The 20805-nt window shown below is 37.1% G+C and carries 17 protein-coding genes and 1 tRNA gene; 17 read left to right on the forward strand and 1 reads right to left on the reverse strand.

Annotation, left to right across the window (positions count from 1 at the left end; translation table 11 throughout):
* Positions 1 to 414: 414 nt before the first annotated feature.
* The 3 genes from B0E34_RS12975 (at position 415) to B0E34_RS12985 (ending at position 5304) form a co-directional block, all read left to right on the forward strand.
* Complete coding sequence (locus B0E34_RS12975; protein WP_087710055.1) at positions 415 to 3660, forward strand: cytochrome c biogenesis protein; 3246 nt, start codon at positions 415 to 417, stop codon at positions 3658 to 3660.
* A gap of 322 nt (positions 3661 to 3982) precedes the next feature.
* Entirely contained in the window at positions 3983 to 4849 is an 867-nt protein-coding gene (locus B0E34_RS12980) for an SPFH domain-containing protein (protein WP_076390292.1), read from the forward strand.
* Positions 4850 to 5115: 266 nt separating this feature from the next.
* The gene (locus B0E34_RS12985) at positions 5116 to 5304 is read left to right on the forward strand and encodes a type II toxin-antitoxin system antitoxin (protein WP_087710057.1); all 189 of its coding nucleotides are present in this window, start codon (positions 5116 to 5118) and stop codon (positions 5302 to 5304) included.
* Positions 5305 to 5385: 81 nt separating this feature from the next.
* Here B0E34_RS12985 and B0E34_RS12990 read toward each other — a convergent pair whose 3' ends face one another.
* Entirely contained in the window at positions 5386 to 5586 is a 201-nt protein-coding gene (locus B0E34_RS12990) for a hypothetical protein (RefSeq protein WP_087710059.1), read from the reverse strand.
* 135 nt (positions 5587 to 5721) lie between these two features.
* Between B0E34_RS12990 and amaB the strand changes: the two genes are divergently transcribed.
* The 14 genes from amaB (at position 5722) to B0E34_RS13060 (ending at position 20804) form a co-directional block, all read left to right on the forward strand.
* Positions 5722 to 7272 carry an L-piperidine-6-carboxylate dehydrogenase gene (gene amaB, locus B0E34_RS12995; RefSeq protein WP_087710061.1) on the forward strand — a complete coding sequence of 517 codons (1551 nt, stop codon included), beginning with the start codon at positions 5722 to 5724 and terminating at the stop codon, positions 7270 to 7272.
* Positions 7273 to 7365: 93 nt separating this feature from the next.
* Positions 7366 to 8691, forward strand: a complete 1326-nt coding sequence (gene lat, locus B0E34_RS13000) for an L-lysine 6-transaminase (protein ID WP_087710063.1) — start codon at positions 7366 to 7368, stop codon at positions 8689 to 8691.
* Between the two features lie 62 nt (positions 8692 to 8753).
* Positions 8754 to 8981 carry a DUF2007 domain-containing protein gene (locus B0E34_RS13005; protein WP_076390287.1) on the forward strand — a complete coding sequence of 76 codons (228 nt, stop codon included), beginning with the start codon at positions 8754 to 8756 and terminating at the stop codon, positions 8979 to 8981.
* Positions 8982 to 9190: 209 nt separating this feature from the next.
* Positions 9191 to 9460, forward strand: coding sequence for a SemiSWEET family sugar transporter (locus B0E34_RS13010; RefSeq protein ID WP_087710065.1), 270 nt, complete (start codon positions 9191 to 9193; stop codon positions 9458 to 9460).
* 29 nt (positions 9461 to 9489) lie between these two features.
* Entirely contained in the window at positions 9490 to 10002 is a 513-nt protein-coding gene (locus tag B0E34_RS13015) for a GNAT family N-acetyltransferase (protein ID WP_087710067.1), read from the forward strand.
* A gap of 117 nt (positions 10003 to 10119) precedes the next feature.
* Positions 10120 to 10572, forward strand: a complete 453-nt coding sequence (locus B0E34_RS13020; protein ID WP_087710068.1) for a transcriptional regulator — start codon at positions 10120 to 10122, stop codon at positions 10570 to 10572.
* 2 nt (positions 10573 to 10574) lie between these two features.
* Positions 10575 to 11759, forward strand: a complete 1185-nt coding sequence (locus B0E34_RS13025; protein WP_087710070.1) for an efflux RND transporter periplasmic adaptor subunit — start codon at positions 10575 to 10577, stop codon at positions 11757 to 11759.
* Positions 11759 to 14905: an efflux RND transporter permease subunit gene (locus B0E34_RS13030; protein WP_087710072.1), complete on the forward strand. Its 3147-nt coding sequence runs from the start codon at positions 11759 to 11761 to the stop codon at positions 14903 to 14905. The genes B0E34_RS13025 and B0E34_RS13030 overlap by 1 nt, the downstream gene beginning before the upstream one ends.
* Positions 14906 to 14993: 88 nt before the next feature.
* Positions 14994 to 16409: a TolC family protein gene (locus tag B0E34_RS13035; RefSeq protein ID WP_076390281.1), complete on the forward strand. Its 1416-nt coding sequence runs from the start codon at positions 14994 to 14996 to the stop codon at positions 16407 to 16409.
* Positions 16410 to 16609: 200 nt separating this feature from the next.
* Positions 16610 to 16683 (forward strand) — tRNA-Ala (locus B0E34_RS13040).
* A gap of 27 nt (positions 16684 to 16710) precedes the next feature.
* Positions 16711 to 17088 carry a hypothetical protein gene (locus B0E34_RS13045; RefSeq protein WP_076390280.1) on the forward strand — a complete coding sequence of 126 codons (378 nt, stop codon included), beginning with the start codon at positions 16711 to 16713 and terminating at the stop codon, positions 17086 to 17088.
* A 403-nt stretch (positions 17089 to 17491) separates the two neighbouring features.
* A complete protein-coding gene (locus B0E34_RS13050) occupies positions 17492 to 18058 on the forward strand; it encodes a C40 family peptidase (RefSeq protein ID WP_087710560.1) in 567 nt (188 codons plus the stop codon).
* A gap of 733 nt (positions 18059 to 18791) precedes the next feature.
* Positions 18792 to 19604, forward strand: a complete 813-nt coding sequence (locus tag B0E34_RS13055) for a 2,3,4,5-tetrahydropyridine-2,6-dicarboxylate N-succinyltransferase (protein ID WP_087710074.1) — start codon at positions 18792 to 18794, stop codon at positions 19602 to 19604.
* Between the two features lie 30 nt (positions 19605 to 19634).
* Entirely contained in the window at positions 19635 to 20804 is a 1170-nt protein-coding gene (locus B0E34_RS13060; RefSeq protein ID WP_087710076.1) for a glycosyltransferase family 87 protein, read from the forward strand.
* Position 20805 lies beyond the last annotated feature (1 nt).

Below are 20805 nucleotides of genomic sequence, written 5' to 3' on the forward strand. Positions count from 1 at the left end.
TGTCAATTGGCAAATTTAATGTTTTTCCTACATTAAACGATTGCTCATAAGCTTAAAAAAGTAACTAATTTTTCCCTTATTTTAAAAGAAATTTAGATTGATTTGGTTTTAATGATTAAAAATATTTAAAATAAAATGAACTGGGAAAAAATATTCGATCATTTTTTGCTGTTTAGAAAATTTGAATCAAATAAAAATTAAAAATTTGGAAAAGATAGAGCTTGTCAATCAGTTTTATAGCTTTTATGAATTCAATTCTGATGGTTTTTTCGTTTTAAATTTTCCACAAAGGAAATTTGCTTATTAAGAATCAATAAAAATAAGATTAAAAGCAGTCTCAACTGATAAATGACAGTTTTTTTTGGAGTCTTTGTGGTTTATCATCCTTATTTTTGCATGTCAAGTATATAAATCATGAAGAAGCTGCAAGATATTCTTATCTCGACCAGGACAATGGCTGTATTGTTACTGGTGTATGCATTTGCGATGGCTTATGCAACGTTCTTGGAAAACGACTACGGTACTCCTACAGCAAAAGCGTTAATTTACGAAGCAAAATGGTTCGAACTTATCATGTTCCTGCTCATTCTCAACTTCATCGGAAACATCGGAAGATACAGACTTTGGAAGAGAGAAAAATGGCCGGTTCTGGTGTTTCACCTTGCTTTTATACTCATCTTCATCGGTGGTGCAATCACAAGGTACATCAGTTTCGAAGGGACTATGCACATTCGTGAAGGGGAAACATCCAATGAAATCGTAACGGATAAAAACTTCCTGAAAGTACAGATTGAAGAAAAAGGAGATGTTCTTAACTATAAAGATATTCCTTATTTAATGTCTCCTTTGCACAAGGATCTGGAAGCAACCTACGATTTCCACGGAAAGCAGGTGAAAGTAGTTGCCAAAGAATATGTTCAGCGAAAAAAAGACAGTCTTCTGGCTGATCCGAATGGGGCAGAATATCTTCATTTGGTTTCCACAGGACAAACCGGAAGACAGAATATTTTCATCAAGCCGGGCGAAACAAAATCAATCAACGGAACTTTGGTAACGTTCAACAGAGCTATTGAAGGAGCGGTTGAATTTAAAAACGAAGGCGGAAAACTGTTCATCAAAACTCCTGTGGATGCAAGTTATATGACGATGGCAACTCAGGCAACGGGAACAACGGTGAAAGATGAATTCCAGCCTTTGGCTTTAAGAAGTTTATATTCTATCAACGAATTAAAATTAGTAGTTCCGGAAGGTCTTAAAAAAGGAAAACTGATGGCGATTGAAGGCGACAGAAAGAAAGATCAGAATGTTCCGGATATGTTGAAGGTAGAACTTCAGGGACCTAAAACAAAGCAACTGGTAGATCTTTCGGTAGAAAAAGGAAATCCGAATGCTTACAAACAGGTAACAATGGACGGACTGAACATTATGATCGGTTTCGGGCCTAAAATTTACAATACGCCTTTCTCGCTTAAACTGGATGATTTCATCATGGAAACTTATCCGGGAAGTTCTTCTCCGAGTGCGTACGAAAGCCACATTAAAATTATTGATGAAGGAAAACAGACTCCTTTTAAAATCTATATGAACCACGTTCTGAACCATAAAGGATACCGTTTTTTCCAGTCGAGCTTCGATCCGGACAGAATGGGAACGGTTCTTTCCGTAAACCACGATTATTGGGGAACTTTGATTTCCTATATCGGGTATACATTCTTATTCGGGGGAATGTTCTTTATGTTCTTCTGGAAAGGAACCCACTTCTGGAAATTAAACAAAATGCTGAAAGACGTTAACAAAAAGAAAGCAGCAGCAGTAATTTTATTATTGTTGAGTTTCGGCTTAAATGCCCAGAAAATTGAGACACACGGCACAACCGACGGAAGCAGGGAACACATCCATGTAGAAGGTGATAATCACAGTCACGCTCAGAGTTCAGAAACTCTAAAACCACAGGGAGCGCAGCCGTTTACAAAAATGAAAGTGGTTTCTGCCGATGAAATTATTGCCAGAAATAAAATCAGCGCAGAACATGCTGATAAATTCGGATATCTTTTGGTGCAGAATTTTGAAGGAAGAATCGTTCCGATTAATACCGAAGCTTTGGATGTTTTAAGAAAGCTTTATAAAAAAGACGAGTTTAAAGGAACAGACGGAAAATCTTTAACAGCAAACCAGTGGTTTTTATCAGTGAATATTGATACGCCAAGTTGGACGATGGTTCCGATGATTAAAGTAGGAACAAAAGGAGGAGACGAACTGAAAAATAAAACCAAAGCAGACGAAGACGGATACACTTCTTTAATGAACCTTTTTCCTGCGGATGCGAACGGAAATTTAAGATATATCCTTGAAAGCGATTACAACACTGCGTTCCGTAAAAAACCGGCTGAACAGACCAATTATGATAAAGAAGTGATTGCGGTAAACGAAAGAGTTCAGATCTTCAATGAATTTTTCAGCGGTCAGTTCATGAGAATTGTTCCGGTAAAGAACGACGCGAATCACACATGGCATTCCTGGCTGGATCAGAAAATGGAGCCGGATATGGAATCTCAGCAGGTTATGGGACCTTATTTTGCGGAAGTTTTGCAGGCTCAGCAATCAGGGAACTGGGCAAAAGCAGATGCGCAACTGGCGAAGCTTTCAGACTATCAGCAAAAATGGGGGAAAGCTGTCGTTCCTGCGAAATCTAAAGTTGATCTTGAGGTGTTCATGAATAAAGTAAACATCAACTTCAAATTGTTGATCTTCTACACATTAATCGGAGGATTGCTATTAATCTTAGGTTTTGTTGAATTATTTAAGCCTAAAAGAGTTTTAAATAAAGCAATTAAAGTTATCATTGTTTTAGGTATTGTAGGATATCTTTTCCATTTCCTTGGTTTGGTGGCAAGATGGTATATTTCCGGTCACGCTCCGTGGAGTAATGGGTATGAAGCCATTATTTTCATTTCTTGGGTAGGAATTACAGCAGGTTTATTACTCTACAGAAATTCCAACGCATTAATTCCGGCAGCCGGATTTATGGTAGCTGTTATTATGATGGGATTTGCGCATGGAGGTTCTGCTCTTGATCCGCAGATTACGCCGTTGGTTCCTGTATTGAAATCGTATTGGCTGATTGTTCACGTTGCGATTATTACGTCAAGTTATGGGTTTTTTGCACTGTCGATGATCATTGCAGTAATCAGTCTGGTATTTTATATCATTTCTAATAAAGAAACGTATAAATTACATCACGATACAACGTTAAAAGAACTGGTAATCGTTTCGGAAATGTCTTTAACCATAGGTTTGTTTGCATTAACCGTAGGAAACTTCTTAGGAGGAATCTGGGCAAACGAATCCTGGGGAAGATACTGGAGCTGGGATCCGAAAGAAACATGGGCATTCATTTCCATTATGGTATATGCATTTGTTCTTCACATGAGACTGGTTCCGGGATTAAGAAGCAGATGGGCATTCCACGTAGCGACGATGTTTGCATTCTGTTCAATGGTCATGACGTATTTCGGAGTAAATTATTACCTGAGCGGACTTCACTCTTACGCAGCGGGAGATCCGGTTCCGGTTCCGGCTTGGGTTTACATCGGACTTGCAACAATGGCACTTTTATCAGCCGCATCTTATTACAAGTTCAGAATTTTAAATAAAAAATAAATTTAAGATAATGATTATCCGTAATTTGGCATAACTAAAAAACCTTTGAGTTCTTTGCTGAGTGAAACGCCTTTGTGAACTTAAAAACAGTTAGTATATAAAAAGAATCTTGGCGATCCTTTGCGTTAAAAAGCAGTATTACTAATAACGGATAATCAATAAAATATCATACATACAATCCCTGAAATTAATTTTTCAGGGATTTTTTTTGCTTAGAATTGAACCGACAAGTCAAAATAAATTTTAAAATAAAAGATTTTTCATATAAAAAAAGTCATACCTTTATGATATCAAAATAATATCAAATTAAAAAATCAATATCATGGAAAAAATCTTAAAACCAATGTCGGGATACCTTACTTTGGTCATTTGTCTCGGATTATTTGCCGTTTCCGTTTATTTATTTGCAATCGGTGTCGATAACAGTGTTACGCTTGTCGTTTTATCATTGTTATCATTTATTCTGTTTTGCTTTTTCATGAAAGGGTTAATGATTATTCAGCCGAATCATTCAAGGGTGCTGAACTTTTTCGGAAAATATGTCGGAACTGTAAAAGACAACGGTTTGTTTTTTATCAACCCTTTATATTCCTCACAGAAAATCAGTCTCCGTTCTGAAAATTTACAGGGACAGACTCTTAAAGTGAATGACAAAATGGGAAATCCTATAGAAATTGCAGTGGTGATTGTCTGGAAAGTGGGAGATACCTACAAAGCGGCTTTTGACGTTGAACGGTATTCAGATTTTGTGAAAATGCAGAGTGAAGCCGCGGTACGTCATTTGGCGATGAGTTTTCCTTACGATAATTTAGAAGATGATCATGCACCGATTACTTTAAGAGAAGGCGGAGAAAAGATCAACGCTATTCTGGAACAGGAACTTACCGAAAGACTTTCAAAAGCAGGAATTACCATTCAGGAAGCAAGAATTTCACATTTGGCTTACGCATCGGAAATCGCAGGAGCAATGCTGCAGAGACAGCAGGCAACGGCAATTGTAGCGGCAAGAACAAAGATTGTGGAAGGAGCTGTAGGAATGGTAGATTTAGCCTTAAAAAAGCTTTCGGAAGAAAATATTGTAGAACTGGATGACGAAAGAAAAGCCGCAATGGTAAGCAATTTAATGGTTGTTCTTTGCGGTGAAAAAGCGGCACAACCCATTTTAAATGCCGGAACTTTGTATAATTGATAATTAAAATTTTCGCAATATTTGTCATTCCGTAGGAATCTAAGCTGTGTATTTAGAAGAATAGCATTAGAAACGTCAATTTGAGCGAAATTGAAAATTTATATTTAAAAGATTTTCACTCTACTGTGCTCCGTTCTGAATGGCTATATAACCTTACATCTTTGCTGAGTGAAACGCCTTGGCGAACATAAAAACATAAAGTAGTTCAGAAAAATCTTTGTGCACTTTGCGTTAAATACAAATTAAGCAAAAGAAAAATAGAAAAAATGAAATCAGAAAAAGCTCAGAATCCTTCCGAAAATAAAGGCAAAAAATCTTTTGTCTTAAGGATTGATGAGTTTACATTTAAGCTTCTGGAAAAATGGGCAAATGACGAATTCCGGAGTGTAAACGGACAGATTGAGTATTTGCTGCATCAGAGCCTGATTAATTCAGGAAGGAAAAAGAAAGAATAAAATATCGTCATTCCGAATGACCTTGAATCAAAAACAAAAGCTGAGAAATTTCTCAGCTTTTTGTATCTATATATCAATCAATTAATCAAATATTCCCGTAACATAATCGGAGATCACCGTCCAGAAATTTTTCCCCAGAAAATAGATCAGCGTAGAAGTAATAATTCCTTTTACGGTAAAAAATATAATTCCGCCGATCCCGAATTTTTTTACAAGGCTTTTCCATCTGGAGGATTTTTTTTCCTCTGTGGCAGGTTCGTTATTAATCTTATTATTTTCCATTCCTGAAATAAAATGATTCCTATACAAAGATAACTATGTTTATAATTAGTCCAAATAAAAAACATGTTAAAAAATTAAAATTTTGCGTTTCGCATAATATTTCTATCTTTAGAGGAAACGAAAAGTAAAATTTTTATGTCTAAAAAAGTAAAGGATTTTGGAATCGAAAAAACACTCAAAAATCTAGGAATTAAGGATGAAAATAAAGGAACTTCAGTAGGCGGAAAATACTTTGCAGCGGGGAAAACCATAGAAAGTTACTCTCCCGTAGACGGTAATCTGATCGCTAAAGTGAAGACTTCCGGAGAATCTGATTATGACAAGGTAATTGAGACGGCTGAAAAAGCTTTTAAAGAGTTCAGACTGATTCCGGCTCCTAAAAGAGGGGAAATTGTAAGACAGTTAGGTCAGAAATTAAGACAGTACAAAGACGATTTGGGGAAACTGGTTTCCTATGAAATGGGAAAATCCCTGCAGGAAGGTCTTGGAGAAGTTCAGGAAATGATCGATATCTGCGATTTTGCAGTAGGGGTTTCAAGACAGCTTCACGGGTACACAATGCACTCGGAAAGACCGGGACACAGAATGTATGAGCAGTATCATCCGCTGGGAATCGTGGGGATCATCACCGCGTTCAACTTTCCGGTAGCGGTTTGGGCTTGGAACACAGCTTTAGCATGGATCTGCGGTAACGTTACGATCTGGAAACCGTCAGAAAAAACACCGCTTTGCGCCATTGCCTGCCAAAACATCATGAACGAAGTGTTAAAGGAAAATAACCTTTCCGAAGGTATTTCCAGCGTATTGGTTGCAGATCATGAAATCGGGCAGAAATTAGTGGATGACAAGAGAGTTGCTCTAGTTTCTTTCACCGGTTCTACAAGAGTCGGAAGAATGGTTTCAGCAAATGTTGCGCAGAGATTCGGGAAATCGATCCTTGAATTAGGTGGAAATAATGCCATCATCATTTCTAAAGATGCAGATATTGATATGTCGATTATCGGAGCAGTTTTCGGAGCTGTAGGAACAGCAGGACAGAGATGTACTTCCACAAGAAGACTGATTATCCACGAAAGTGTTTATGATGAAGTAAAGAACAGACTGGTAAAAGCGTACGGACAACTGAAAATCGGAAATCCTCTGGATGAAACGAATCATGTGGGACCGCTTATCGATACCGATGCGGTAAATATGTATCAGGAAGCCATTAAAAAAGGCAAAAAAGAAGGCGCAAAATTCATCGTGGAAGGTGAAGTTCTGAAAGGAAAAGGATATGAATCCGGTTGTTACGTAAAACCATGTATCGCTGAAGTAAAGAATTCTTACGAAATCGTTCAGCACGAAACTTTCGCACCTATCTTATATTTAATCAAATACAAAACTTTAGAAGAAGCAATTGCCATTCAGAATGATGTTCCTCAGGGATTGTCGTCTGCAATCATGACGCAGAATTTAAGAGAAGCAGAATTATTCCTTTCTCATGCAGGTTCAGACTGTGGAATTGCCAATGTAAACATCGGAACTTCAGGTGCGGAAATCGGCGGAGCTTTCGGTGGAGAAAAAGAAACCGGAGGCGGAAGAGAATCCGGATCGGATGTTTGGAAGTACTACATGAGAAGACAGACCAACACCATCAATTATACCACAAACTTACCTTTAGCACAGGGAATTAAGTTTGACCTTTAAAAACTAACATCATGAGTTTAAAAATTTGGAAACAGATTTTTAAGTCTCAAATTATTATTAAATTTTAATCACCCCTAAGATTTTTATTTAAAAATGGAACAGACAATTGAAATAAAAGCAAATAAAGTAAAAGAAACCGTTGGAAGACACGTTTTGGCAGATGGTTTCGATTTCGTGATGGATATTGAAAAATCCCACGGTTCATGGCTGTACGATAAACTTACAGACAGAGAATATTTAGATATGTTTTCCATGTTTGCTTCGGCATCCATCGGTTACAATCATCCCTATATCGTTGAGAAATCGGCGTGGCTGGGAAAAATGGCAGTCAACAAACCCACTTTGGCAGATGTATATTCTGAAGAATATGCGCATTTCTTAGAAGTTTTTGAAAGAGTGGTAATTCCTGAAGAACTGCAGTATGCTTTCTTTATTGAAGGCGGAACTTTAGGAGTAGAAAATGCCCTGAAAGCGTGTTTCGACTGGAAAACGCGTAAAAATTTTGAAAAAGGTCTTAATCTGGAAGCGGGAATCTGTATCCATTTCAAACAGGCATTCCACGGAAGAAGCGGGTATACGTTAAGTTTAACCAACACTTCAGATCCAAGAAAATATCAGTATTTCCCGATGTTCGACTGGCCAAGAATCCTAAATCCTAAACTTACTTTCCCGATCACGGAAGAGAATTTGGAAGAGACCATTAAAAATGAAAGACTGGCTTTATTAAATATCGAAGAAGCGATTTTAATGAATCCGGATAAAGTGGCGTGTATCATTATCGAGCCAATTCAGGCTGAAGGCGGAGACAACCATTTCAGAGACGAATTTTTATTGGGACTGAGAAAAATCTGCGATCAGCATGATATTCTTTTAATTTTTGATGAAGTTCAGACTGGTATCGGAATTACGGGAAAAATGTGGGCATTTGAACATTTTACAGCAAAACCGGATATCATTTCTTTCGGTAAAAAAGCGCAGGTTTGCGGAGTTTTAGCCAATAAAGAAAAATTTGATGAAGTTCCGAACAATGTTTTCAGAGAAAGCTCAAGAATTAATTCCACTTTCGGAGGTAACTTTATCGATATGCTTCGTTTCCAGTTGGTAATGGAAGTTATTGAAAAGGAAAATCTTGTGGAAAATGCGAGAGTGGTAGGAGAATATTTGCTGAACGGATTAATCGGTCTTGCAGAAAAATATCCTGAAAAACTATCCAATGCAAGAGGAAGAGGACTGATGTGCGCCATCGATCTTCCGACTTCTGAGCAGAGAAATGCATTAAGAGACGAGCTTTGGAACGACGGAATGATCATCCTTTCATGTGGAGATCAGTCACTTCGCTTCAGACCGCATCTGAACGTTACCAAAGAAGAAATTCAGATCGCTTTGGATAAAATTGAAAATAATATTCATAAAATTTAAAAGCTGAAATTTGTGATTTTCAAAAAAACGTTATATATTTAGATACTCAAACGAGATAGAATATGGAAAGAAGTACAAGAGTATCAGTTTTTGAAAGTGACAAACCTGCAGAAATCCAATTGATAAAGTCTAAACTGGATGATGCGCAGATTAAAAATTCAGTAGAAAACAATTACCTTACTTTTACAACCACGCCCACGGCGACATCGCTGAAAGTAATGGTGAAACTTGAAGATGAAAAAAAAGCATTCGAAATTATCGATGCATATCTTCAGCAAAGTGAAAATTAACAAAAACAATTTCATAATTTTAAATTTTACTACTTCGAACCGAAAATTAATATCATTAGTTTTCGGTTTTTTATTTATCTGATAATCATACATTTGCATGAAGTAATTAGCATAAATAATTGTCGTATTTTAACAAAACAAGTGTGGTTTAACGTTTAATCTTTGTTTTATTTTTATTATATTTAAGTTATAATTCAAAAAATACTAATATGATAGAGCAGATAATTGGTTACTCCGGAGCATTAATTTCATCCATCTCATTTTTACCACAGGTCATAAAATTATGGAAGACAAAATCCGGAAAAGACCTTTCAATGGTCACTTTATCATTTCTTACTTTAAACGCTTTGCTTTGGGCTGTTTACGGAATGATGAAGGATGCAAAACCTCTTTGGATTACAAACGTTTTAATGTTAATTATGCTGATTGTGATGATATTTCTAAAAATAAAATACAGAAATAATAAAACTGATTCTTAATAAACAAACTTAAAATCAATAGAATAAACGTGGCACAGGAAATTAAGCTGAGAAAAGCAGAAATTGAAGACAGAGATATAATCTGGAATATTCTGCAGCAGGCAATTGAAAGAAGAAGAAAGGACGGAAGTACGCAATGGCAGGAAGGTTACCCGAATTTGGGAACCGTGGAAAGCGATATTGCAAAAGGTTTCGGATATGTAATGACGGTAGATGGGGAAATTTCTGTTTACGTTGCTTTAATCCTGAATAATGAACCCGCATACAGCACCATTGAAGGAGCCTGGCTAAGTAACGGAGAATTCGTCGTGGTACACAGAGTTGCTGTTGATGAAAAATTTGCAGGACAGGGAATGGTAAAAATTCTTTTCGACCATATTGAAGAATTCACCAGATCTCATGGAATTCAGAGCATTAAGGTTGATACCAACTATGATAATATTCCGATGCTGAAGATCTTAGAAAGCAAAGGTTACAGCTACTGCGGTGAAGTATTTCTCGCAGGAGGTGTAAGAAAAGCCTTTGAGAAGATTATTTTTTAGCCAAAAAGTTAAATCCGTTTTCATTGAAATTTTAAAAAACCTGATATTTATAAACTCTATCAGGTTTGTTCGTTTAGTTCTGAACTAATTTCTATTTTTGTTTCAAATTTATATACAATGCATAAGAGTATAGAAATTGATGAAAAAATTTTTCAGAATGCCGTAAAGTTCTACGGAACCATTTTCAGCCTTCCTCCTTTAGCTTCAAAGATTTACGCGTACCTTTTATTCGATTATGATAAAGTGGGCATTACTTTTGATGAGTTTGTGGAAGTGCTTTCCGCGAGCAAAAGTTCGGTCTCCACAAGTATTTCTTTACTGCTGAACGCAGAGCTCATCGTAGATCACAACAAAATGGACGAGAGGAAACGGTATTTTTTCATCAATGATGGTTATAAGAAGATAAGATTTGAAAAAATAGTTCAAAAAATGCAAGACGAATTACAACTACTGGATGATTTAGACAATTTTAAAAAAAATCATGACGATTACAATGAAAAGATGGAAGCTTATAAAGCTCTTTTAAACAGGAACATTAAAAATATTCAGGAATCTCTTAATAAACTATAAAAATGAATAATAAGCTAGTTATACTTTCTATTGCAGCTCTTTCTTTAACAGCCTGCAAAAAAGAAGCTCCGAAGCAGGACGGTCCGAAACCGTATCCTGTTGTAAAGGTGGAGGCGAAAAATATAGTGGGCTATCAGACTTTTCCGGCTACCATTCAAGGGAAGGTTAATAATGATGTCCGTGCTAAAATTCAGGGATATATCACACAGGTTTTGGTAGATGAAGGACAATACGTAACCAAAGGACAGCCGCTTTTCCGCCTGGAAACCAATATTCTGAACGAAAATGCAGCGGCTTCAAAAGCAGGAATCAGTGCTGCAGAATCCAATATTGCGGCAGCTCAGGCTGCTGTTGCGGCGGCAAATGTTGAAGTGAACAAACTTAAACCGTTGGTTCAGAAAAATATCATCAGCAATGTGCAATTACAGACCGCACAAGCAAATTTAGCACAGGCTCAGGCGCAGCTAAAACAGGCACAGGCTGCAAAAAGTCAGGCAGTTGCCAATTATAAAGGAGTAGAAGCCAATATCGAATATTCTGTTATTCGTGCGCCTATTTCCGGAGTTATCGGAAAGCTTCCTTTAAAAGTGGGAAGTTTGGTAGGTCCTTCAGACCAGACTCCTTTAACCACCATTTCAGATACTTCTCAGATTTACGCCTATTTTTCAATGAACGAAAAAGAATATTTTGATTTCCTTGAAAAATCTCCAGGTGCATCCATGCCTGAAAAAATAAAAAATCTTCCGATGGTGGAATTACAGCTTGCCAACGGAAGCCTTTATCCTGAAAAAGGAAGAATTGAAGCCATTACTGGACAGATCGATCCCACAACTGGAACCATCCAGTTCAGAGTTGCGTTTACCAATGCGCAGAAACTTTTAAGCAACGGAAACAGCGGAACAATCAGATTCCCTCAACGTTACGACAATGTTCTGGTAGTTCCGGAAAGTGCAACTTACGAACAACAGGGAATTGTTTACGTATATAAAGTGGATAAAGACACTGCGAAAAATGTGGTGATTAATGTGATCGACAGAATCGACAATATGGCATTGATTAAATCCGGAGTTAACAAAGGGGAAACCGTAATTGCAGCAGGAATCGGAGGTTTAAAACCGGGAACTGCCGTGATAAAGAAACCTGTGAAAATGGATAGTCTTGTTCAATCTATAAAACCGAAATTCTAATGATTAAAAATTTTATCAACAGACCGGTTTTATCTACCGTAATCTCAATTTTAATTGTGATTCTCGGTGTTTTAGGACTGATCTCGTTACCCGTAACGCAGTATCCCGATATTGCGCCGCCGACGGTAAGTGTCTCGGCAAACTACACCGGAGCGAATGCAGAAACCGTAATGAAAAGTGTGGTTGTTCCTCTGGAAGAACAGATTAACGGGGTGGAAGGAATGGATTATATTACTTCATCTGCCGGAAATGACGGTTCTGCACAGATTCAGGTATTTTTTAAGCAGGGAATTGATCCGGACATTGCGGCGGTAAACGTACAAAACCGTGTCGCAAGAGCAACGCCGTTGCTGCCAAGTGAAGTAACGCGTTCCGGAGTAGTTACGCAGAAACAGCAGACAAGTGCTTTGATGTATATGTCTTTCTATTCTGAAAATAAAGATCTGGATGATGTATATCTTCAGAACTTTTTGAACATCAATGTTATTCCGAATTTAAAAAGGATTAACGGAGTAGGAGATGCCAATGTTTTCGGAGGTAAAAACTACTCGATGAGAATCTGGCTGGATCCTGCTAAAATGGCAGCTTACGGATTAACTCCTACCGATGTTACCAATGCCATCAATGAGCAGAGTAGAGAAGCTGCCGCAGGTTCTATCGGACAAAACAGCGGAAGCTCTTTCGAATATATCATTAAATATGTAGGTAAATTTAACGATAAAGAACAATACGATAATATCATCATTAAATCTTTACCGGACGGACAGAATTTAATGTTAAAAGATGTTGCCAAAGTAGAACTTGCAGGACAGTCTTACACGGGAATCGGGGAAAACGGAAATAACCCTTCCATCAGTATGGGGATTTTCCAGACACCGGGTTCCAATGCGCAGGAAATTATTAAAAATATCAAGTCTTACCTGAAATCAGCAGAAGGAAGTTTTCCGCAGGGAATTAAATATACTTTCAACTTTGATACTAACGAATTCCTTGATGCTTCTATTGAAAAGGTAGTGCATACCTTAATTGAAGCGTTTATTTTGGTTTTCATTGTAGTGTACATTTTCCTGCAGGATTTCAGATCTACCTTAATTCCGGCAATTGCGGTTCCGGTTTCTATTGTGGGAGCCTTTTTCTTCCTGAATTTATTCGGATATTCATTAAACCTGTTAACGTTGTTCGCTTTGGTTCTTGCCATCGGTATTGTTGTGGATGATGCGATTGTCGTCGTCGAAGCCGTTCACGCGAAGATGGAACATGGGATTTCTGATGCCAAAAAAGCAACCGTGGAAGCAATGGACGAAATTACAGGAGCTATTATTTCAATTACTTTGGTAATGGCATCTGTATTTATTCCGGTAACATTCATTACAGGTCCTACCGGAGTTTTTTATCAGCAGTTCGGGATCACTCTTATTGTAGCGATCATTATTTCTGCAATCAATGCATTAACGTTGAGTCCGGTTTTATGTTCATTATTCTTAAAACCTCACGATGCGCACCATAAAGAATATAAGAATTTAAATTTCATTCAGAAGTTTTTCTATAAATTCAATATTGCTTTTAAAACAACAACAGAACGTTACGGAAGAGGATTCATCTTCTTACTGAGACACAAATGGGTTACGCTGATTATTTTTGCTGTAACAGGCGGAATTTTATACTGGGCGAGTTCTACCATGAAAAAAGGTTTCGTACCTACGGAAGACCGCGGAATTATCTTTACCGATGTTCAGCTTCCTCCGGGAGCGTCTATGGAAAGAACCTACAATGCATTGAAGACGCTTCAGGCAAATGCTTTAAAAGTTCCGGGAGTACAAAACGTTACAATTTCCACAGGTAGAGGATTCTTATCCGGAAACGGAAGCAACAACGGTTTGGCTTTCATTAAATTAAAACCTTTTGAAGAACGTAAAAAAGACGGGCAGACTTCTGAAGACATTACAAAAAGACTATTCGGAATTTCAGGAAAAGTTCCGGATGCAAAAGTGGTTTTCTTCCAGCCGCCGAGTGTACCCGGTTTTGGTAGCAGTGCCGGTTTTGAAATGGTACTTTTAGACAAATCAGGAGGAGAATATGCAGATTTAGATACAAAAACCAATGAATTTATCGGGAAACTGATCGAAAGACCGGAAATCGATTTTGCCCAGACTTCATTCAATACAAAATATCCTCAGTATGAAATGAAGATCAATGTTCCTTTGGCTAAGCAGTTGGGAGTTTCTGTAAGCGATATTTTAGCAACGATGCAGGGATACATCGGAGGAGTTTATACTGCCGATTTTACAAAATACGGAAAACAGTTCAGGGTAATGGTTCAGGCACTTCCTGAAAACAGACAGAATATTGAAAACCTGAACGAACTTTATGTAAAAACAGGTTCCGGAGCCATGTCGCCGATCTCACAGTTTGTAACGCTTACCAAAGCTTACGGACCACAGTCGGTGAGCCGTTATAACCTCTTTACTTCGGTGAAAATTACAGGAGCCAACTCCGCAGGATTCAGTTCCGGAGATGCCATTTCAGCAGTACAGCAGGTAGCGAAAGAAACCCTGAACCAGAATTATGATGTAGAATTTACAGGGCTTTCAAGGGAGGAGTTAAATTCCGGATCTCAGACAGTTTTGATCTTCGGATTGAGTTTGATCTTCGTTTATTTCATCCTTTCTGCACAGTATGAAAGTTATATTCTTCCTTTAATTGTAGTGATTTCTCTTCCTCTTGGAGTGATGGGAGCTTATTTCGGGCAGAAAATCATGGGCTTGGAAAATAACATTTATTTCCAGATCGCCCTGATTATGTTGGTCGGTTTATTAGCAAAGAATGCGATTTTGATTGTGGAATTTGCCGTTCAGAGAAGACATCACGGTGAAACCATCGTTATGTCGGCAATTAATGCGGCTAAAGCGAGATTAAGACCGATTCTGATGACTTCATTTGCCTTCATCTTCGGTTTATTGCCATTGGTTTTGGCAAGCGGAATCGGGGCGGTAGGAAACAGATCCATCGCAACAGGAGCAGCAATCGGTTTGTTGATAGGAACTATTTTAGGACTTTTCGTGATCCCTGTTTTATATGTCATTTTTGAATATTTACAGGAGAGAGTAAAACCTATCAAACCAAAAGAAATCAATTTAGCAGAATAAAATTAAGTGAGTTCGGGGTTTTTGATGTAAAGTTTAAATAATAACTAAAACTGAAAAACCCTGATCTTTAAACCTTAAACTTCAAATAATGAAGAGTATTTTAAACATCATAAAAGGAATAACATTTTCAGTCGCCGTTCTTGCCGCCGTATCATCGTGTATGGCGAGGAAAGAATACCAGAGACCGGATAATGTGGTAGACGAAAAACTCTACCGTACAGATATGCTTCCTACAGACAGCACCAATATCGCGAATGTTTCCTGGAAAGAAATCTTCACAGATCCTGTTCTTCAGGGACATATTACAAAGGCTTTGGAAAATAATCTGGACATCAGAATTGCTTTACAGAGTATTTCTTCAGCAGAATCTTATTTAAAACAAAGCAAGGCAGCGTATGAGCCAACCTTATCAATAGGACCGAATTATACATTCCAGACCCAGTCTATCAATACCCAGTTTGGGCAGATTATCGGAGAAAGACGATATGTAAATCAGTTCGATATTACGGCAAGTCTTGGCTGGGAAGCCGATATTTGGGGAAAACTCAGAGCACAGGAAAAAGCGCAGTTAGCAACATATTTAGGGACTGTTGAAGCTCACAAAGCTGTAAAAACAGACCTTATTGCTTCTGTGGCTTCATCATATTATCAGTTGCTTACCTACGATGCTCAGAAAAGAATCATCACAGAAACCATTAAAGTACGTGAGCAGAATTTAGAGACGACAAAAGCTTTAAAGACGGCGGGAACTTTAACGGAAGTTGCAGTTCAGCAGAGTGAAGCTTTGGTGTACAACGCAAAATCTTTGTTGATTGATATTGATACACAGATTCAGTTGCTGGAGAACACCATGAGTCTTCTGATGGGAGAGCCATCTCATACCATTGAACGTTCATCTTTGGAAAATCAGAATGTTCCGATTGATCTTAAATTAGGATATCCTGTACAACTGTTATCCAACAGACCGGATGTAAAAAGAGCAGAATATAATCTGATGAATGCTTTTGAACTTACAAATTCTGCAAAAGCACAGTTTTATCCGACTTTAAAATTAACAGGAAGCGGAGGCGTTCAGTCGGTGGATATCGATCATCTTTTCAGCGTCAATTCTTTATTTGCGAACGTTGTTGCAGGTCTTGCGCAGCCGTTGCTGAACAAAAGAGCCATCAGAACCAATTACGAAGTAAGTCTTGCCAATCAGGAAACCGCTTATCTGAATTTCCGGAAAGCCATTCTTACCGCAGGAAAAGAAGTTTCTGATGCTATAAGAGTGTATTCCGTTCAGGATCAGTACATCGATTTAAAACAGAAAGAACTGGTGAATTATAAAAATTCCGTAAACTATTCTCAGGAATTAGTAAACTACGGAATGGCAAATTATCTTGAGGTACTGAATGCCAGTGTCAATTCTTTAAATGCAGAATTGAATATTGCCAATGCACAGTACAGTAAAATGAAAGCCGGAATAGAGCTTTATCAGGCTCTCGGCGGCGGTTGGAAATAAATTCTGACAATAAAAGTAAAAAGAAAAGCGCATACGGATTTATTTCTGTATGCGTTTTTTATTTGGTCTTAAAAAAATCATTTCTGCTAAAATATTTACAGATATTTCCATCAGTTTTTAAAGAAAATGTAATAAAATGTTTGTATATGTGGTTTAAATACTTACTTTTGTACGGCTTCGGAATTTTGAAGAAAACGAGAGGGGGATTAGCTCATCTGGCTAGAGCGTTAGACTGGCAGTCTAAAGGTGGTGGGTTCGAGTCCCATATCCTCCACAAAAATTGTTTAACTACTTGTAAACTATGAAGAAAATATTTTTACTTTTATTAACAGCTTTCTTATTCGTTGGTTGTGGCAAAGATGAAGATACAATTTATGATTTCATCGGAACCTGGGCGGGAACGTACGAAGGAACCGAAAAAGGCGACTGGAATGTAGTGGTAGCTACCGACGGAAAAGTAACCGGAACATTACATTCTGATCAAACAACAGAAAACTATTATATTTCAGGACATCTTAGCGAATCCGGAGATCTTGTTGCAACGATCGGTTTTCCTGAAGATGGCGAATTCAGAGGAACTTTCACAAGAGAAGACAAAAAAGCTACGGGAACATGGTCTAATGCAGTTCCTACGCCTACAAGAGCCGGAACCTGGAAAGGTGCTAAAACTTCAAAATAAAAAGATTTTTACATACAATATAATAAAGCTATCCTTCCGGGATGGCTTTTTTTTAAGTTTTTAAGCAGCGGGTATATGATGAAGACTTTATTGGATTTATTTAAACTATTTCAAAAGTCTGCAAATAGAAAAAATATTTAATTTTTTAACTTATGTGCTCTTTTTTTTCAATTAGACTTAAAAAACTAAAGTGTTTAAATCTTTTGTAGTAATAAAGTTTAACATCTAATGTCTAAAAAATCAACATACAATTTTAAAAAGAAAACTTCGCATTCTTTGAGTTTAAAAAAATAATATCATTCAAATGAACAGTCTTAAAATTTTTGTGGTATTTCTTACTTAAGCTCTGCGAAAGCATAATTTTATTATATTTGTATAGATTGTAAAAATTCAGGGAAATATGATGAATAGATTTTTAGGCAAAAAAAAGTTTGTTAAAAACATATTTATTGTATCACTGTTTTCCGTATTTATCATTTCCTGCGGAAGTTCAAAAAACGTTGTAAAAAAAACTCCGGTTACCAAAACCGTTGCCAAATCTGAAAACCTCAGAAAACTTGATTCCAGATTTGACGGGAAAATTTCAAAATCCATCAACGAGCTCCTGAAAGACGCAGAAAAATATTTGGGTGCGCCTTATAAATTCGGCGGAAATACTTCTTCAGGTTTCGATTGCTCCGGATTTACCGTAAAAGTATTCGAGGAAAATGATTTCAAACTTCCGAGAAGATCCGCAGATCAGGCAGAAGCAGGATCTCAGATTAACATCAAAGATGTAAAACCGGGAGATCTCCTGTTTTTCGCAACAGCAGGAGGAAGCAAAGTTTCGCACGTCGGGATCGTTCATGATATCGGAAGTGACGGCGAAGTTAAATTTATTCACGCTTCCACATCAAAAGGCGTTATTATTTCTTCCTTAAATGAAACCTACTGGAACAAAGCCTATCTTCATGCGCAGAGAGTTCTGTAGTTTATGTTTTGTTAAACAAAGAATATTTCAATACCTTCTGATAATCAAAATATTACAATTGTTTTTGTGTTGCCTTAATAAACAAAAAGGCATTGTATAACTTAAAAACATAAGATTTTTAAAGTAAAAGAGTTTTGCTCCTTTAGGAACAGAATCTGTGTAGAAATAGTAATAAAAAAACCAACCATCAATCCGTTGGATTGATATCTGTAATGCGACAATGTTCTAAAGATAAGCGTTTCATATTATCTGATATATCAACAGAAATGGGCTTTAGCCCATTTTAAATAATTAAGAATACAATTGGCTTTAGCCAAAACATATCATAAATTTCTGCTTTAGCCGATTTTGATTTACTTAAATCGTATGTGGCTTATACAATTAAATTAAAACATTGTTTAAAGCATCCGGAATATTAAAATCATGAAGTTGTTTAAACTAATTTTAAATTTAACCTTAAAGGATACAAAAGACTTTATTGGATTTATTTAAAATATTTCAATAGTCTGCAAACAGAAAAAATCTTTGATTTTTTTAAAACTTAGGTGCACTTTTTTTCTATTTAACTATTAAACTAAACTTAAGAAACTAAAGTGTTTAAATTTTTTGCTTCTTTTGCGGTAAAAAAGTTTAAACAAGTTTCGTTCTAAACAAAATACTTTCAAAAGGTTTTGCTGATCTTTTTTGTATCTTTGGCAGCGTATAATTTTTCAATTTAAATTAAATAATAAACATGTCGTTACAACAAACTATTGAAAATATCTGGGAAAACAGAGAACTATTGCAGAATGAAGACAGCCAGAAGGCGGTTAGAGAGGTGATTTCTTTGGTTGATAAAGGAGAGCTTCGTACAGCAGAACCTACAGAAAACGGATGGCAGGTGAACGAGTGGGTGAAAAAAGCAGTAGTAATGTACTTCCCGATTCAGAAAATGGAAACGATTGAAGTCGGTCCGTTCGAATTTCATGATAAAATGCCTTTGAAGAGAAACTACGCTGAAAAAGGAGTGAGAGTTGTTCCGCATGCAATCGCAAGAGAAGGAGCTTATATTGCGCCGGGAGTTATTATGATGCCATCTTATGTAAACATCGGTGCTTATGTAGATTCCGGAACTATGGTGGATACTTGGGCAACAGTTGGAAGCTGCGCGCAGATTGGTAAAAACGTTCACCTGAGTGGTGGTGTTGGTATCGGTGGTGTTTTAGAACCGCTTCAGGCTGCTCCGGTAATTATCGAGGACGATTGTTTCGTAGGATCAAGATGCATCGTTGTAGAAGGAGTGCATGTTGAAAAAGAAGCTGTTTTGGGAGCTAATGTGGTTTTAACGGCATCTACAAAAATTATTGATGTAACGGGTGAAACTCCGGTTGAGATCAAAGGAAGAGTTCCTGCGAGATCAGTAGTTATTCCGGGAAGTTATACCAAAACCTTTCCTGCAGGAGAATATCAGGTTCCATGTGCATTGATTATCGGAAAAAGAAAGGAATCTACAGACAAAAAAACGTCTTTAAATGATGCGTTGAGAGAGAATAATGTTGCTGTTTAAGATGAATATTTTAAACTAAAACCTCACATCTTGAAAGAAAAAATTCTTAAAATATTGCTAAACCCTAAATACATATTTGGGGTTTATCTTATTATAGCTGTTGCAACGGCGTTATCCAAATATTTCAGAGGACCACAGGCGATTAACAATTATCTGATCTTCAAAAATGTTTTCGTGAATACCTTCGAGCAGAAAAATCTCTACTTGCAGTATCCCGAAAGATACTTAGATGCCAATCATTATGGAATATTTTTCAGTATTCTGATTGCTCCTTTTGCTTTGATTCCCGATTGGCTTGGAATTTCATTATGGAACGTTGCCAACGCAGCCATTTTCCTGTTTGCCATTTACAAACTTCCGTTTTCTGATGCTAAAAAAGCACTTTTTGCACTGCTTTGTCTTCAGGAATATATTACAGCAGCCGTAAGTCTTCAGTTCAATATTGCTTTGGTAGGATTGCTTATGCTGTCTGCCATTTTTATTTATGAAAAAAAAGAAGTACAGTCTGCTACAGCCATTTTAGTGGGAGTATTTGTAAAACTGTACGGAATTTTGGGACTTTCGCAGTTTTTCTTCATCAAAAACAAGCTCAAATTTATTCTGTCCGGAATTGCAGTTGCGGCTTTATTTTTTGTATTACCGATGGCAATTTCCAGCCCGCAGTTCGTTGTACAGAGCTATACAGACTGGTTTCACTCTCTGGCTGAAAAAAACGGACTCAATCAAAGTCTGGATTCTTACCAGGACATTTCTTTAATGGGATTTGTAAGAAGAATTTTGCAGGATGCTTCAATTTCCAACCTTACTTTTATGGCTTTCGGAGCGCCTTTGTTCTTTTTGCCGTATGTAAGAATTAAACAGTACAAACATTACGCATATCAATTGATGATTCTGGCTTCAACCTTACTTTTTTTAGTATTGTTCAGTTCAGGATCAGAATCTCCAACATACATTATTGCAGTAGCGGGAGTGATGATCTGGTTTTTCCTTCAGAAAAAAAGAACACCGATTGTTTATGCTATGTTGATTTTTGTAATTATTCTCACCTGTTTTTCACCATCAGACTTATTTCCAAAATTTATAAAACAGAATTATATTGTTAAATATTCCCTAAAAGCTTTACCTTGCATCGTTGTCTGGTTCAGGATCATTTATGAACTGGTAACAAAAGACTTCGAAAAAGACTACAGCCTGAACTGAT

Origin of the sequence: Chryseobacterium mucoviscidosis (assembly GCF_002177115.1) — a bacterium.
In the GTDB taxonomy this organism is placed as follows: Bacteria; Bacteroidota; Bacteroidia; order Flavobacteriales; family Weeksellaceae; genus Chryseobacterium; species Chryseobacterium mucoviscidosis.

Bases quoted from the DNA above. Each gene is read 5' to 3' on its own strand.
- B0E34_RS12975 (WP_087710055.1), top strand. From the start codon at position 415: ATGAAGAAGCTGCAAGATATTCTTATCTCGACCAGGACAATGGCTGTA.
- B0E34_RS12980 (WP_076390292.1), top strand. From the start codon at position 3,983: ATGGAAAAAATCTTAAAACCAATGTCGGGATACCTTACTTTGGTCATT.
- B0E34_RS12985 (WP_087710057.1), top strand. From the start codon at position 5,116: ATGAAATCAGAAAAAGCTCAGAATCCTTCCGAAAATAAAGGCAAAAAA.
- B0E34_RS12990 (WP_087710059.1), bottom strand. From the start codon at position 5,586: ATGGAAAATAATAAGATTAATAACGAACCTGCCACAGAGGAAAAAAAA.
- amaB (WP_087710061.1), top strand. From the start codon at position 5,722: ATGTCTAAAAAAGTAAAGGATTTTGGAATCGAAAAAACACTCAAAAAT.
- lat (WP_087710063.1), top strand. From the start codon at position 7,366: ATGGAACAGACAATTGAAATAAAAGCAAATAAAGTAAAAGAAACCGTT.
- B0E34_RS13005 (WP_076390287.1), top strand. From the start codon at position 8,754: ATGGAAAGAAGTACAAGAGTATCAGTTTTTGAAAGTGACAAACCTGCA.
- B0E34_RS13010 (WP_087710065.1), top strand. From the start codon at position 9,191: ATGATAGAGCAGATAATTGGTTACTCCGGAGCATTAATTTCATCCATC.
- B0E34_RS13020 (WP_087710068.1), top strand. From the start codon at position 10,120: ATGCATAAGAGTATAGAAATTGATGAAAAAATTTTTCAGAATGCCGTA.
- B0E34_RS13025 (WP_087710070.1), top strand. From the start codon at position 10,575: ATGAATAATAAGCTAGTTATACTTTCTATTGCAGCTCTTTCTTTAACA.
- B0E34_RS13030 (WP_087710072.1), top strand. From the start codon at position 11,759: ATGATTAAAAATTTTATCAACAGACCGGTTTTATCTACCGTAATCTCA.
- B0E34_RS13035 (WP_076390281.1), top strand. From the start codon at position 14,994: ATGAAGAGTATTTTAAACATCATAAAAGGAATAACATTTTCAGTCGCC.
- B0E34_RS13045 (WP_076390280.1), top strand. From the start codon at position 16,711: ATGAAGAAAATATTTTTACTTTTATTAACAGCTTTCTTATTCGTTGGT.
- B0E34_RS13050 (WP_087710560.1), top strand. From the start codon at position 17,492: ATGAATAGATTTTTAGGCAAAAAAAAGTTTGTTAAAAACATATTTATT.
- B0E34_RS13055 (WP_087710074.1), top strand. From the start codon at position 18,792: ATGTCGTTACAACAAACTATTGAAAATATCTGGGAAAACAGAGAACTA.